Annotated in this window: 14 protein-coding genes; 2 read left to right on the top strand and 12 right to left on the bottom strand. The window is 39.8% G+C overall.

What is annotated here, in order from left to right; all coding sequences use genetic code 11:
• Nucleotides 1-38: 38 nt before the first annotated feature.
• Genes BN997_RS01150 through BN997_RS01140 form a run of 3 tightly spaced genes read right to left on the bottom strand, consistent with a single transcriptional unit; the run spans nt 39 to nt 3402 of the window.
• Complete coding sequence (locus tag BN997_RS01150; protein ID WP_139088975.1) at nt 39-1022, bottom strand: extracellular solute-binding protein; 984 nt, start codon at nt 1020-1022, stop codon at nt 39-41.
• A 9-nt stretch (nt 1023-1031) separates the two neighbouring features.
• Complete coding sequence (locus BN997_RS01145; protein WP_042528906.1) at nt 1032-2657, bottom strand: ABC transporter permease subunit; 1626 nt, start codon at nt 2655-2657, stop codon at nt 1032-1034.
• Nucleotides 2650-3402 carry an ABC transporter ATP-binding protein gene (locus BN997_RS01140; protein WP_042528904.1) on the bottom strand — a complete coding sequence of 251 codons (753 nt, stop codon included), beginning with the start codon at nt 3400-3402 and terminating at the stop codon, nt 2650-2652. The genes BN997_RS01145 and BN997_RS01140 overlap by 8 nt, the downstream gene beginning before the upstream one ends.
• Nucleotides 3403-3649: 247 nt before the next feature.
• Between BN997_RS01140 and BN997_RS01135 the strand changes: the two genes are divergently transcribed.
• Nucleotides 3650-4414 carry a DeoR/GlpR family DNA-binding transcription regulator gene (locus BN997_RS01135; protein WP_042528902.1) on the top strand — a complete coding sequence of 255 codons (765 nt, stop codon included), beginning with the start codon at nt 3650-3652 and terminating at the stop codon, nt 4412-4414.
• A gap of 63 nt (nt 4415-4477) precedes the next feature.
• On the opposite strand, the gene BN997_RS01130 is transcribed toward BN997_RS01135, so the two are convergent.
• From BN997_RS01130 to BN997_RS01100, 7 genes are all read right to left on the bottom strand, one after another.
• Complete coding sequence (locus BN997_RS01130; protein WP_139088973.1) at nt 4478-4894, bottom strand: hypothetical protein; 417 nt, start codon at nt 4892-4894, stop codon at nt 4478-4480.
• Complete coding sequence (locus BN997_RS01125; protein WP_042528898.1) at nt 4857-5057, bottom strand: hypothetical protein; 201 nt, start codon at nt 5055-5057, stop codon at nt 4857-4859. Before BN997_RS01125 ends, BN997_RS01130 begins: the two co-directional genes overlap by 38 nt.
• A 272-nt stretch (nt 5058-5329) precedes the next feature.
• Nucleotides 5330-7726, bottom strand: coding sequence for a penicillin acylase family protein (locus BN997_RS01120; protein ID WP_425311610.1), 2397 nt, complete (start codon nt 7724-7726; stop codon nt 5330-5332).
• A complete protein-coding gene (locus tag BN997_RS01115; RefSeq protein WP_042528894.1) occupies nt 7723-7989 on the bottom strand; it encodes a hypothetical protein in 267 nt (88 codons plus the stop codon). The genes BN997_RS01120 and BN997_RS01115 overlap by 4 nt, the downstream gene beginning before the upstream one ends.
• A complete protein-coding gene (locus tag BN997_RS01110) occupies nt 7979-8902 on the bottom strand; it encodes an RsiV family protein (protein WP_042528892.1) in 924 nt (307 codons plus the stop codon). Before BN997_RS01110 ends, BN997_RS01115 begins: the two co-directional genes overlap by 11 nt.
• Before the next feature lie 235 nt (nt 8903-9137).
• Nucleotides 9138-10463, bottom strand: a complete 1326-nt coding sequence (locus BN997_RS01105) for a 6-phospho-alpha-glucosidase (protein WP_042528890.1) — start codon at nt 10461-10463, stop codon at nt 9138-9140.
• A gap of 24 nt (nt 10464-10487) precedes the next feature.
• Nucleotides 10488-12077 carry an alpha-glucoside-specific PTS transporter subunit IIBC gene (locus BN997_RS01100; RefSeq protein ID WP_042528888.1) on the bottom strand — a complete coding sequence of 530 codons (1590 nt, stop codon included), beginning with the start codon at nt 12075-12077 and terminating at the stop codon, nt 10488-10490.
• A 151-nt stretch (nt 12078-12228) separates the two neighbouring features.
• On the opposite strand from BN997_RS01100, the gene BN997_RS01095 reads away from it, so the two are divergent.
• Nucleotides 12229-12987: a MurR/RpiR family transcriptional regulator gene (locus BN997_RS01095; RefSeq protein ID WP_042528886.1), complete on the top strand. Its 759-nt coding sequence runs from the start codon at nt 12229-12231 to the stop codon at nt 12985-12987.
• Between the two features lie 107 nt (nt 12988-13094).
• On the opposite strand, the gene BN997_RS01090 is transcribed toward BN997_RS01095, so the two are convergent.
• Both BN997_RS01090 and BN997_RS01085 read right to left on the bottom strand, forming a co-directional pair.
• Nucleotides 13095-14090: a zinc-dependent alcohol dehydrogenase family protein gene (locus BN997_RS01090; protein ID WP_042528885.1), complete on the bottom strand. Its 996-nt coding sequence runs from the start codon at nt 14088-14090 to the stop codon at nt 13095-13097.
• 316 nt (nt 14091-14406) lie between these two features.
• Entirely contained in the window at nt 14407-15615 is a 1209-nt protein-coding gene (locus BN997_RS01085; protein ID WP_244882315.1) for a hypothetical protein, read from the bottom strand.
• Nucleotides 15616-15730: the final 115 nt, after the last annotated feature.

Below are 15730 nucleotides of genomic sequence, written 5' to 3'. Positions count from 1 at the left end.
ATCCCTTTGTGATTTTCTTAATAACTTCATTCAATTCCCTACTTGGCAAAGTTAAATAATGCTTGATGCTGCTCCAATAGTTCTACATTTAATGGCTGGTCAAATGTTTTAGGATGCGCCGGTTCATGCGTTTCATCAACCGTTTCTCCTTTATAAAGTGCTACCGGATAATAAGTTAACAGCTCTTCTCTTGCATCTGTTGAAATGACCTCTGCCATTTCCATTGCTTTTTGTGATTTTTCGTCATCCTCCTTGTTTACAACTGCTGCTGCTTCTGTCAGTGAAAAGTTCCCTTCTGCCGGATCAACAAAATCAATTGGTGCTCCAGATTCCTTCGCTGCAACTGCCTGATGTCTCAGTCCGAACCCGGCAGCAACTTCCCCTGCCTGTACTTTGCTGATTGGACCTGAACCAGAGCTTTCCAGATGTGGTCCTACATTTGCGATTAAATCTTGGAGAATTGCTTTCCCCTCTTCTTCTCCATATTCACTGATTACCGCCTGTACCATCAGCCATGCTGTGGAAGAGTCCTCAATGTTCGGAATCGATACAAGACCTTCATATTCAGGCTTTGCTAAATCGGCAATACTTTCTGGAGACTCCAAACCATGCTGTTTGAGTACTTCCGTGTTTACAAAAATAGCACCTGTATTTCCTAAAACCGGCGTATAATAAGACGGGTGCTCTTCTAATGCCTCTGCTTCAAAGGTTAAGTCCGCAAACATCTCATTCTGTTCCTGGGCACTGTCCAGGAAATAAGAGCTCATGGTAACCACATCTGCTTCTATTTGATCTCCTTCTGCCAGCAGCTTACCTCCCAGTTCGGATGTACCTTGCGATTGCAAAATATATTCTCCTTCATAGCCTGCAGCGTCCAATGCTGTTTCCATTGATGCGGTTGCTTCCTCATCTGCATTGGTATAAATCACAACATCGTCACTTCCTTGCGCACCACATCCCGCTAAGGTAAACGCTAAAGCCATTCCTGCTCCGATGATCGATTTTTTCATGGTGTTCAACATGTTTTCCCCTCACTTCTTATAAATTTCTACTTTTTTTTGAAGAACTTCACATACCGATCTAACTAATAAATTGGTTAAGAATATAAGCACCGATAAAACGAATATTTCATTGAACTGGGCAAAATGCTGCAGTTCATTAATTTTACTTGCGACAACCGTTGTCTGAGCGGATACCAGAAAGATAACACCGCTGATTGTAACCATTGCATTCATAAAATAGTAGCTGAACATCTCTAAAACGGTAGATATGGAGTTTGGCAGAATAACGCGATATACCGTTTTGACCCAGCTGTCCCCCAATAATTCTCCGGAGGTCTCCCAGCCAGGATTCATTTTTGTTAAGGCATTTTTCGCCATTAAATAGGGCGTTGTAAAGTAATGCATGATATTACATAAAACAATAATCAGAAAGGTTCCTTTTAAACTGCTCCCATTAAAGAGCAGCAAATAGGATAAACCAAGAACCATACCAGGCACTGTATTGGTAATCATCGAAAAGACATCGACGGTTTGCCTCCCTTTTACTTTGGTACGTGCATTAAGAAGCGCTGACCCATAGGCGATAACCGTTCCCAATACAGCTGTTAAAACAGCAACAATCAGTGAATTTTTATACACCGAAACGAGGTCATTGGACTGGAAAACACCAGCGATATGCTCCCATGTAAAGCTTAAATCATAAGGGAAAGCCGTCACGAATGGTGTAATAAACATGACTGCAAATATAGAAAGCATCCCCAGCAAAATAATCGCAGAAATAACGCCATAAAAGCTGTCTCTAAATTTGCTTGACGTTATTTCTGTTTCACTGAACTTATCATAATGAAAATTAAATCTCTCCAGATAGTTCAGCAGAAAAATTCCGATGACAGCAGGAAATAACATCAGTACAGCAATCACAGCACCTTCACTAAAGTCAGGAATTGATCCAAGCATCGCTTGATAAAGCTGTGTGGCAACAACATCATACGTACCGCCTAAAGACGCCGGGATGCCGAAGTCTGTGAAACTGAGAATAAACGATAAAACAAACGCTCCCCCCAAGGCACCTAACAATGGACGGGTAACGGTGTTCCAAAAGCTTCTTAAGGTTCTGTCGCCCATTAGCTTCGACACAATGATAAATTTCTTATCGATATATTTAAACGAATTATGGATTAATAGAAAAGCCGCCGGCAATGTATAGATAACATATCCAATCAGCAGCCCATTGAAGCCATAGATTTCAAATAAATTTCTGCCAAAAAGCTTTGTCAGTAACCCCTGATTTCCAAAGGTGTACATAATAGCAAACCCGTAAGTAATCGTAGGAATCAGCATGGGAATAAGAATACCGATTTTGACAGCACCCTTTAAAGGCTGATAGATTTTCGTACAGTTCACTGCATATGCTAAAGCAAATGCCAGCGTCGTTGTGATAATCGCTGTAACACCGGAAACCTTGAAACTATTTCCTATTGCATGGATTAAGGCGTCATTGGTCAAAGATGCTATATAATTTGAAAGCCCTATCCCTCCGTCTTCCATCATAAATGAACGAAGAAATAAAACAATCAATGGAATGAACAGAAAAGCAAAAAAGAGTAATAGGATGATGATAAAGATAATCCGTATTTCTGGTTTTGCATTACGCATACTTTTCACCAAACAGATGAAAGATATTTTGCCGCTTAATTTGAAGCTGTCTCAGGATAAACTCCTTTACAAAATCATTTTTCGGCTGGTTAATAATTTCAAATGGTGTTCCAAACTGTGAGATATTTCCTTGATTTATAATCAAAATCTTATCGGAGATCGTTAAAGCTTCCTCCGGGTCATGCGTCACGATAATCGTTGTCAGGTTAAATTCCTTGGCAATCGACTTAATTCTTTCTTTAATTGATTCCTTAATTACACCATCTAACGCACTTAACGGCTCATCCAAAAGCAGCAGCTTCGGCTTCGTTACAAGCGTTCTTGCCAAGGCAACCCGCTGCTTCTGTCCGCCTGACAGCTCGCCAATTCTCTTTTTCAAATGCGGCTTCAGCTCTAAGAAATCAATATACTCCCTGACGTCCTCTGCTGAAGCACCCTCTTTTTTATTGCGTAATCCATAGACGATATTTTCATAAGCGTTTAAATGTGGAAATAACGCGTAATCTTGAAAGACAATATTAAAACCGCGATTTTTCATAGCTACATGACTTACATCCTCGTCATTAAAAATAACTTTTCCCTGCTCAATCTTAGTCAATCCCAAGATAATATTTAATAAAGTTGTCTTTCCGCTTCCACTCGGTCCAAGCAGTGATACAATTTCACCGCTATTAATTGTAAGGTTGATATTTTCTAATACGACTTTCTGGTCGAATTGTTTGCTGATATTCTGTAATTCTAACAACATGACCACCTCCTCTGAGTTACCCCTATCATATAAAATAAGTATTAAGATAAATCAGTTATTTTATTAAGAGTATGTAAATTATATATAAATTAAGCATAATTTGTGCATAATTAATAACTATATACTTTTATACTTATGCATGTTTCATTCAATTTTTTGTAAAAACCGATTGATTATCCTGCAAATTATCCGTAAACTAGCTTTAAAGAATAGACTAATAACAACGTTACATGAGGAGGATAAAATGCTTCCAGTTGAGAGACAAAAGAAAATAATTGATTTGTTAACAGTTAAAAAAGTACTGAAAATGCCTGAGCTTCGGGAAGAAATGGGAATTTCTATTGATACATTGCGAAGAGATATCAGTGCGCTTGCCGAACAGGGAAAAATCAAAAAAATATACGGCGGCGTCAAATTGGCAGAACCAAAGTTTGGTGAAGTTTCCATGGAAGAACGCATGATCAGCCATCTAGAGGAAAAGACAGCAATTGCAAAAACATGCGATGAACATATCGAGGATGGAGACTGTATTTATTTGGACAGCGGTTCGACGACGTATCAAATTGCAAGATATATTAAAGAGAAACGAAACCTGACTGTCATTACAAACTCTGTCCCTGTCATACTTGAATTAATGAACAGCAATGTCGAGCTCATCGTTATTGGGGGAAAGGTCAGAAAGAATGAACGCTCTGTTGTCACCTATGATTATTTATTTAACTTTCATCAGTTAAACATACAAAAAGCATTCATCTGTGCAAGCGGCATTACAATGGAAAAAGGAATTTCGGATTACAATGTGGAAGAAGCGCTTGCCCGTAAAAAGATTATTGATATTTCTCATGAAGTCTATGTTGCTTCGGACAGTTCAAAATTTGGAAGGAATGTAACGGTGAATATTGCCGGACTGGATGAGGTTGATTATGTTGTGACGGATCAGAAAGTGAGAGAAGAGGTGATAAGGGGATTTGACGAGGTTAAGACAGAGTTGATTATTTCTAAGGAATAACTGAAAGCACCTATCAGCATGAAACGTCCAAATGCAATTTGATAGGTGCTTTTCCCCTGACTACTATTCTAATTCTCCAATCTCAGCTAAACAAGAATCCAGCACATCCCTATCCAGACTCTCCCAATCAAATTGCTCCATCAGCGTTTTTTCAGAACTTCCCTTAACAGCATCCTCTATTAACATAACATCATCATCCCCTATAGAAAATCTGGCGACGATATTCGTTTCTGTAAATAGCGTTTCCTCCTGTTGTCCCCATTCCTCCTCCAGCAGAGAAACATCCAGAACTTGAAAAGGAATTTCTTCAAAAAGCATATCTATACCGTCCCTCTGTAGACATGCATTTAATAAATCCGTTTTCATTTTATTATTCTGATTCAGCGGCTGCATATTCTCCCCCTCATCATTCCGCTGCTCTGCTATAGACGACGTCATATTCTTAAGTGGAAGGATACCGTTTTTCTCTGTCAAAACCATATAAAAACTGCTCGATACTAAAATAAAGCATGAATAATAAACTTGCTGTGCCAGGTGTAATTGCCTCTTTTTTTACAAAAAATAACCTGCTGACTACGACTGATAAATAGATGATGAATGCCATTAATCCTGCTGTAAGCAAAAGGATTGGCCAAATATCCATTGCTCTCTCCTTTCTCCTCGCATAAGTATGAGAGGAGTACTTTTATAATTTGCATCGATTAACCTACTACAATTATACTATAATACAGATTAATTATTTCATTATTTTCATAATTAAAGCCTTTGTGATCTTAAAAAACCACAGCACAAGGAGATTAAACCTAGTAATGTATCTATTTTTGATGATTTCCATCAACAAAAAAATAATGACTCCTCCGTACAGAAACAGCTAGCGGAGGATCATTATTTTTCATTCTAATCGCTCATTCTATTTCATTCCTCTGGAGTCAACGTCAGCTCCAGACCCGAAGTCTCATCCAGCCTCGTCTCATGATAATTCCCTTCCACCCAGTCGCTCATTTGATTCTGATACCATTCACTCTTGAAATGACCATCCTGACCTGGACCGACAATATGATACCCGGCATGCATATCGTTCGTATCTATTACAAACCGCCAGGAAGCACCGTGGTCGACCTCGCCTGTTTCGGAATGATAGCTGGCAGCCATGGGCGTCACGCCGCTTCCTCCAACGGGCAGAGCATCTTCACGATTAAAGAAAAACGCTAAAAATGGGCTGATGCCTGATAATGGGTGGTTAAATTGCACCTGATGATAATCACCCCATGTCCAGGCAGACATATCTTCTCCATGTTCCTCCGTCAGTTTTTCTACAGTTGTTTTCAGCGAATTGGCCAACACTTCTTCCAATCCGCCGTTTTCTTCTATCCATATGGAATCCTCTCCATGAAAAGCTGTGCGCAGCAGATTTTCCGTTGCTTGGGATTGGGTGGAGAATAACCCCCGCATGGTGCCTGGTATTTCTTGACGGTAGATATGATTTTGAATTTCCCGCATCCAACGTTCAAAGATAAGCGGCTGCGGTGCGTCCTTATCCATAACAAAATCCCAGTCAGCCAATAATTGGACCGCATCCTGCTCTTGCTCTGTTAATGCTTCATCCGCTAGGACGTCTTGAAATAAAGGAACAAATTCCCGTGCTCTTAAGTCAGTCTGGTCCATTTGCAAATCCTGCATTTCTTCTATGGTGAAATCATCCCCTGATTCCAGTACCTCCGCAATCCGCTCATAGCGATAAGGCTGTGCCCACACGTTACTGATATGATAAGGATAATCATCTGGATCAACCTTATTATTAGCCGTTGCAATAAAACCCTTCTCCGGATTAACAACCGAAGGCAATTCATCGAATGGAATAAAGTCCTGCCACTCATTCTCAGCTTCCCAGCCATTCAGCGGCAGTAAAGCATCTTTCCCATCTTCATAAACAGGGATTTTGCCATTTGCTTTAAAGGCAATCGTGCCATCATTCGATGCAAACACAAAATTCTGTGCGGGAACAAGAAACTTCTCCAGCCCTTCTTCAAATTCCTCCCAATCGGCAGCACGGTTCATCTCCATAATTGCCTCTAATTCGGTACTTGGATCCAATGCCGTCCATCTTAAAGAAAGCACGGTCTCCGCACCGGTATCTTCCGCAAATTCGGAAACAATGGGACCATGACGTGTTTCAGTCACTTCATAAGCAATGGTTTCTGCGTCTTTTACTTTGATGGGCTCTTCAATCATTACTGCTTCTTCCCATTCATCTTCGTATAAAAATTCATTTGGATTATCAGGGTTGCGCTTTTCAATATATAACTGCTGTACATCTGGACCTGTATTGGTCACGCCCCAGGCTATCTGGTCATTATGACCAAGAATAATCCCCGGCACCCCGGCAAAAATAACACCGCCCACATTCAACCCGTCATGAGATTCTAAATGCATTTGCAGCCAAATCGACGGAGTAGCGAGCCCAAGATGTGGATCATCTGCCAATAGCGGCATGCCAGATGCTGTTTTATCTCCGCTGACCACCCAGTTATTACTGCCATTAAAAGGATGGGGGATTACCGCATTCTCAAAGCTCGCTGCAATATCCAGTTCATCCTCTTGGATGATTGTCGGCCTGTTTTCCGGATAAGCAGGGAATAATTCATATGCCTTTTCCGCGTCATATTTATTCAACAAATAATAATTAAAAGCCTGCTGCTCCCAGTGTCCGCCAAGATCAAACGCCATAAATTTTCCAATCGTTAACGAATCCACCGGCGTCCATTCTTCCGGTTCAAAGTCCATTAATGTGAACTCAATCGGCAGGCTGTTACTTTCCTTCGCTTCTTCCATATACGCATTTACTCCATCGGCAAAGGCTTCCAAAACTTCTATTGACTCATCCGCATACACTTCATACGATTCCTCCGCTGCTCTTCTTAATCCCAGCGTTCGGAAATACTTATCCTGATTGACCGCATCCTCCCCAACGACTTCACTCAACGTCCCCGATGCCTGCCTTCGAGAGAGCTCCATTTGAAACATTCGCCGATCTGCCTGAATATAGCCCTGTGCAATATATAAATCACGGGCGTTATCTGCTTGAATATGCGGAACCCCGTCTTCATCCGTTATCACCGTTACTTCCTTCTCAAGAATGGAAAGCTCCACCGTCCCCTCTGTGGTTGGCAGTGATTTATTTATGTATCCGTTTACAAACAAAGTAACAGCAAGACCCAGGACAACAATAAATCCTAATATACCGATTGATATTTTCTTTTTACTGAATCTTTTTTTCTTAGGTAATGTTTCGTAGACTTTCTTTCTCTTCACCAATTAATAAATCCCCCTTTGCAATGCACTATTTCATGTCTCTCTTTAAAGAAAATCATAGCATGGTGGGTTAGGATGTCAAGACTGCTATAATCTGGAATAGATACAGCATGGTTTGTGTTGTATATAGATATGCTTGCTTTAGAAATAAATTCTCTTGAAAGATATACAAAAAGAGAACCAAACAAATTCACCTCTCCAACAAAGCTAACTGGCATTCTATTCTCCAGCCAATAGAATGCCAGTTTTTCATCAAAGTTCATTCAGTTCATCAAATGTTACCTCTACATCAAACACTCCGTAAGCATATGGTCCAAGCTCATAGTGCTCGTAATGAAAAATAATCGAATCTTCCATTAGAATAAAGCGCTGAAAATTATCCCATTCCGGCTGTGTTGCCTCTTCCAGCATATCTAATTCCGGCCCCTCATTTTCCAGCTTATTATATATTAAATCACCAAGATTACTAAGCTGGGATTCATTTTTCACAAAATCTTGTATCGATAATTCCCTTTGGTTCTTTAAATCATAATTAAAAGGATATTGATACGTATATGGATGCGGCCCGCCAAAATCCATAACATGTCCAAACATAAAGGAGATATAATCATCCGTTACAGTCGGTTCCCAAAAATAAAGACTTTCTCCTCCTTCATACGAAATTTCTGCAAGCAGCTTCTCGTTTTCTTCAAATTCCGTCTCAAATTCTTCAAAATGCTTCTTGGCTTCCATCTCAATCGCTTTATCTGCTTCTTCTGTGCCAAACACGGGATATTCTGCAGAAATCTCAGCCCACTCCCCATGTTTTTCTACCTTTTCTATATCGTATTCTGTGGAAGTTGGTGATAGAAATGCTGCATCCTCCTGTTCTTCACCATTTGTTTCAGCTTCACCCATTCCCGTCTCTATGTCGGCTTCTAGCGTTTTCTCATCTGTCATGTCTTCCTTTAATTCTTCGTCTGCATCTTGGCTTTTAACATCAGCTTTATTTCCCTCTGGTTCTTCTGCTTTTTGGTCTGCATCATTTGATACTTCTTCTTTTTCCGTCACTGTTTCACGTGAATCATCCGCTGCAGCTTCCTGCGTCTCCTTGCTGGCATGATTATTATTGCTGCTGCATCCAATCAGCCCAAAAATAAGTATAGCAAGCCCTAGAATAATACATTTTCTCTGCATTACTTTTTCTCTCCCCATATGATATATTGACTGTGGTTGAATTGAATATTCTGCTTTATTTAATAATACCTTTTATTTTACCATAACTAGACATACGTTCGGGCAGCAACTTTTTGGTGTATTGTAACTTTTCAATGATGAAAATGCGTACAGGCGAAAAAATTTAAAAGCCCGACAATACCACATAAAACAAGCAATAGGAGCGTCTCCACTCCTATTGCCTGTATGTCAGAAACTATTTCAACTCTGGCCAGAACGCTTTATTCGCTTCAATCAAATCATCTAAAATATCCTTCGCTACTTTGGCACTTGGCACGGTTTTAGATAAGGTGATTGCCTGCCATAATTTTTGGTAAGAACCCTCTTCAAACGCTTCTACTACTAATTTTTCTACGCCTACCTGCTGCTCCATCAGGCTTTTTTGGAATCTCGGAATCTCGCCGACAACCAGTTTTTCTGGACCATTGCTGCCAACGATACAAGGAACCTCTACCATTGCAGTTGGATCAAAGTTAACGATGGCTCCATTATTTTCTACAATCATCAGCATGCGCTCTTTTGTATTAAAGGCAATTGCTTTTGCCAAGTCAACGATGTAGGAAGCATGATCATCCGTTTCAAGCCTGGTATCCTCCGCACTTCCTTTGTCAATGATTGCCTGACATTCTCCGAATACAAACTTCTCACGGCCCTCCATCACTTCATTCGCACGTGTATGGTTCTTATCGGAATGTGCTACTTCATAATCAGGGTATAAATAATATTTTAAATACGTGTTAGGTACTGTTGCTGCGTCTAATGCTTGTACATCTTTCGCCTTTTTAAATGTACTGTTCCAGCTCGCTTCTTCTCCAGGGATATCCTGTCCGCCCATGGTATATCCATACTTGCTGACATGCTCTGTCACCTGAGGCATCAAGCTGTTTCCTTCTTTATCACGAATATCTGTCCACCAGCCAAAGTGATTCAGGCCATAATAGTTTACCTCCATCTCTTTACGAGAGGACAAACCTAAGCTTTTGGCAATTAATTCTTCAATCCCGATTGGCATATCACAAATATTTAAAATCTTAGAATTAGGTCTTAATTTGCGAGTCGCCTCGGCAACAATGGCAGCCGGATTAGAGTAGTTCAGCATCCAGGCATCTGGAGAGTACTTTTCCATATAATCGACCAGTTCCAATACTCCCGGAATCGAACGCATTCCATAAGCAATTCCGCCAGGGCCACATGTTTCCTGTCCTACCACTCCATGCTTCAATGGAATTTTCTCATCCTGTTCACGCATCGCATATTTGCCGACCCGGATATGAGCCATTACAAAATCAACATTGGTAAATGCCTCTTCTGGATTGGTACTAGCCAGCAAACTCACTTCCGGCGCACGTTCTTTTAATAAAATCTCACATGCATCTGCAATTGTTTTTTGTCTGTCTCCATCATTATCATAGAGTTTGATTGTATCAATCGGGAATTCATCCAGATAATCCAGCAGCATCAAAATAATCCCCGGTGTAAATGTACTTCCGCCTCCAGCAATCGTAATGTTAAATTTTTTCATTTTAAAACGCCTCCTGATATATTTTTAAAGTTTTGTTTCAAAGGAATCTCTCACTTGCGGTACACTCAAGCCTACAATGACCTGTATACTTTGGCCGCTTTGAGCTATTCCATGAGCCATCTGATTTTTGGTAAAGTAATCATTTCCTTTGACCAAGTCAGGATCCTTTACTGTGACACGCAGACGTGTTGCACAATTGGTGACATCTTTAATATTTTCTTTACCGCCAAGTCCTTCTAAATAATAGACCGCCTTCTCTTCATATTCAGAATCATATGTTGCAGCTGCAATTTCTTGATTATCAGTCTCTTCTTCTTTTTTAGCATTTTGATAATCCTGTTTCGTGTACAATTTAGCCTCCTCATCCGTTTTCCGACCTGGCAAGGCAATATCGAACTTCAAAATAATCCACCTGAATAGGACAAAGTACAGTGCTACAAAGATCAACCCGATAATCGCTTGGACTATATAAATCCCTCCATGATTAGAAGAGAGCGGAATCCAGTTCAATGCTGCTATCTCAATAAATCCAGAACCCATCATTCCAACAACACCAAACATGTTCATAATCGTAACCATGGTCGCTCCAAGAAGCGCATGAATCACAAATAGGTATGGTGCGATAAACAGGAATGTAAATTCAAGCGGTTCAGTAATACCTGCAAATACGGCTGTTAATGTGGCTGGCAATACAAGCGCAAGTACCTTCTTTCGGTTCGCTTTCGGTGTAGAATAGTACATTGCCAGCGCAATACCCAGACAGCCGAACATCTTAATATTTCCTTGCATTAAGAATCCATATGGATAAAGATCCTTTAATGCTGCAGTTGAATTGGCAAACTCATTTAAATGCGTAATCCAATATGGTTTTAACCCTTCATTGACAGCTGCCGGCCCATATTCAAACGGCGTATAGATAAAATGATGCAGCCCTGTTGGAATTAAAACACGTTCCAGGAAATGAAACAGCCAAACACCGATATAGCCTGCCTGTGTAATGAACCCCTGTAAGGAACCAATCCCCTGCTGAACATACGGCCATACAAATGCAATAAGGAAAGCAAACGGAATCATAACGAAAAATCCAATAATGGTAACGAATACAAGTCCCTGGAAAATACCCAGCATGTCAGGTAGTTTCTTATCATAAAAACGATTATGAATCCAAATCACGATACCAGATATGGCAATGGCTCCAATGATATTTGTATCTAATGTAGGGATACCAGCAATCTCTTTCACACCTGTTAAATTTTCAACGCCCTGGGATAAATCAACACCAAACGTTGATGGCCAAAGTGTCAGAATCGCATTGATATAATTATTAAAAACAAGATAAACCATCAATGCCGCAAGTGTTGCACGTGCTTGCGCTTTCTTTGCAAGTGAAATCGGCAAACCAATCACAAAAGCCAATTCCATGTGATCAAAAATCGTCCACCCGCCACTTTCAATAATGGTCCAGATGTTATACCACATTGTTCCTTCTTCAGCGATACCTCCCATAATAGCGGGATTTTTAAATAATGTTGCCAGTCCGACAACAATACCGAAGAACGCAAATAAAAGAACGGGAACAATCATTGCACTGCCAAATCGCTTGATTGCATTCATGAACAAAAACTCCTTTGTTTTAATCTCTAATTCCAATATATAGGGAGCGCTTTCAAATTCCAATAGGTTTGACGCATTCAGAAATAACGTAGTAACATTAGATTATATTTTCATAGAATGAAAACATTTTCATTACAAGGAGATGAATCAAATGATTCTGGATAAATTGGTGAATGAATACTATGAGGACTTGAATGAGAATGATTTGCATATCATTAATACCATTCACAACCATATTGATGAAATGAAAGCAATGAAAATTCAGGACTTGGCAGATTATGCCCATACCTCTATCTCTTCCATTCATCGGCTGGCTAGAAAAATTGGTCTAGACGGCTACAGCGATTTGAAAGCGTATATTAAATTAAATATTTACACTGAAGATACTTCCAAGGATTTAATGGAATTGCTGAACCAGGATATACAACAGACCATGAAATATATGGAACAGTTAAATTTCCACAAATTAAATGAGTTGATCGACGAAGCAAGTTTTATTTATATTTATGGTACGGGGACGGCTCAGCAGGATATAGCCAATAACGTACAAAGACAGTTATGGTCTCTCCATAAGAAGTCTCTCATATTGCGAAGTGAACGAGACTTAACAGATGGCATTGATGAATTTGGGGAAGAGGACCTTATATTTATTATTTCTCTATCTGGAGAATCGAAAAATCTGGACGAAATCATCCATATGTTCAAAACAAGAAATATTAAATATATCAGCGTGACGACATTGCGAAATAATTTCCTGGCACAAAATGCCATGTTTAATATCTATGTAAACAGTACACCGTTTTATTTATATAACAAGGTAGACAACTCCAGCTTTCTGCCCTTTCATATTGTTTTTGATATTATTGTCCGGAAATTTAGTGAGTGGAAGATGGAGCAGCAAGAGGAATAATCAGTTATTAAAAAACGCAAAGAAAAGCCTCTCAGCTGCCTCAATAATTCAGGGGGAAATGAAAGGCTTTGTCATAAATAGGAATTAGTTTTAAAGTAATAAATGGATTACAGCTTTACAATAGCCTTCGTAATCCCGTAATCCCCATAATTCTCTAAAACAGCTGGTACTTCCTCTAAACGCAGCGTATGTGAAATCAGCGGTGTAACCTGCACTTTTTGTTGATTTAACAAGGAAACAGCTTCTTCTACTGTAAAAGGATTGATAAAGGAACCGGCCATTTTTAACTCTTTGCTGAACACATCAAAAGCAGGGAACTCAACAAGCGTTTCTGGTGACGGCACTCCAAAAAGAAGTACCTCACCGCCTTTTCCAGTTTTATGGATACCTGCCTCTATGGTCTGTTTTTTGCCGATACATTCAATCACGAGGTCATACTCTGCCGCTACATCATCTGTCGATTGAAATAGATGGTCCGCACCCAACTCACTCAGCTGCGCATGTTTATTTACATCAATTTCACAGACGTCGACTTTAGCAGGATTCTTTAGCTGGACAGTCTGTAAAAATAAAGATCCAATAAACCCTCCGCCAATAATCAATACCTTCGTACGCGCCTGAATCTCGCTGATTTGATGAAATCCATGAAGTACACAGCTTAATGGTTCTGCCAAAGCGCCAACTTCCAAAGGCAGCTCTTTATCTAAAAGATGACAAGCAGTCTCTGGAACAGCACAAAATTGTTCCATCCCGCCATTTCGCGTTACCCCAACAGCAGAGAGGTCTTCGCATAGCTGTACCCTCCCTTGGCGGCAATACGTACATTTACCACAATAAATATTGGGATCCACAGCAACATGGTCTCCCAGTTTTAAGCGGGAGACGGATGCACCAATTTCAACAACTTCTCCAGAAAATTCATGCCCTAAGACAATCGGAGGTGTAACTTCAGCAGAACCTGGTTCCCCATGAAAAATATGTACATCCGTTCCACAGATACCGCAATATTTTACTTCAATCAATACTTCTTCCGGTTGAATCACTGGTTTTTCAGTTTCTTGAATGGACATATCCTCTTTTTCTTTCAACAACAAAGCTTTCATACATACACGCTCCTTTTGATTCTCATTCTCATCGTATTTTTAAGGTGGAACATACAAGTTAAAAAAATGAATTTCTATAAGCTTTTTTCCAGCTAGTGTAATGAACCAGCTCAATTCGAAACTATTATTTCAAAATATGAAAGCAATTACAACAGCTATCTGTTTTTTCTAAAGACAGTAATGTAAACAAATCGATTGATATTAAAATAAAATCCCTATTCATACTCAGGAGAAAAATAATAACCATTCTTTCCTGTTTTGAATAGGGATTATCAAACAGAAGACCTGCTTTGAAAAAAACAGTCTCTTTTTTATATCATTTAGACAGAGATTCCTTCTCTTTATCTTCATCCTCTTCGTTCTCTTTTTTCTTCTTCAGCTGTTCATGGCGCTGCCGCTGACGATAGCCATACGTCGCATTCAGCACAACATCCTCATCCTCTAACGCTGTACCAAGCGCCCCGATTACCGTGGATACACTGGCAGCAATCCAGGCAATATAGAAGTAATTAATTAAGCCAGGGTCACTCGTAAGCTGCTCCTCCAGCATTCCCATTGGAATAAAAACAAATACGCCGACAAGGAATAAACAGAACAGCATGACATAATAAATACAAACGGTGATCAATAACGTTAAAAACGTTGTTGCGTTATAAAGCTTCCGTGTGTAATCATTACTCTGATCCCGCTTCCTCTCCCATAATCGGTGAATCAAAATAATCCATAGCGTCATCGCTATGACAGAAAATATAGTAAGCAGACACATCCTTAAAATCGTATAATGCTCACTTAACAGCCACAATGTCGGAAAAACCAACGCATAAGAACCCGTGGCAAAAGCAATAGTCAGGATTTTCAAAAATGCGGGAAACATATTCCATGGACGATTTGCGCGCACCATTCCACCCATTAAGCGGATAGAAATACTGCCTCCACGCCCTACTGTAAAACGAACATCCATATAATCTTCTTCCCTATCATCCGGTGCTTCACGCTTGATTGGGGATAGCCAACCAAAAAATTTATTCGTCATCAGGTTTTTAGAGTCATCTATATCTACGTCCTTGTGCTTGCTGCGCTTTGATTCAATCCGTTCTGCAGAACGCTCTCTTGCCTCATCCGAGCTCCCATAATACATTTCGTTGACCAGCTGCATGATAGATTCCCGCAAACGTCTGATCATTAAAGTAGAACCGAAGCTGGGCATGCTGATCAATGAAATATTTTCATCTTCATTTGCTTCTGCAACAATCATACGCTTTTCTATAAACAAAGGAATGTCAGTTAAACAAATAGCATAATCCCATTCCTTTTCTTCTTTCTTCTTCTTGGTAGCTTCCAGTATTTCCTTTGATTCGGCGCCACCGCCAATCAAGGGATCTTCTATATAATCAATTTTCCAATCGATTTCTTCTTTTACGTAATACTCCAATAAAGACGGTAATTCCTCTCGCAGTCTTGCCCCTATTTCATTTGGATAACCTGGTGCAGTTATTAGACCGATATATCTTGTTGTTTCACTCAAGTTGGTTTCACCTCGATTTATTTTTTGTTTTTTTTGCATATCTATGTACTTTTAGCCGAAAAATGAAATGTTTAAACCCTCCGCTTATCAAATAAGATGATTAGGACGCTTCTAT

Origin of the sequence: Oceanobacillus oncorhynchi (assembly GCF_000821065.1) — a bacterium.
Taxonomy (GTDB): Bacteria; Bacillota; Bacilli; order Bacillales; family Amphibacillaceae; genus Oceanobacillus; species Oceanobacillus oncorhynchi.
Note: the sequence above shows the minus strand (reverse complement) of the source record. Positions and strands in the feature narration are given on the sequence as shown.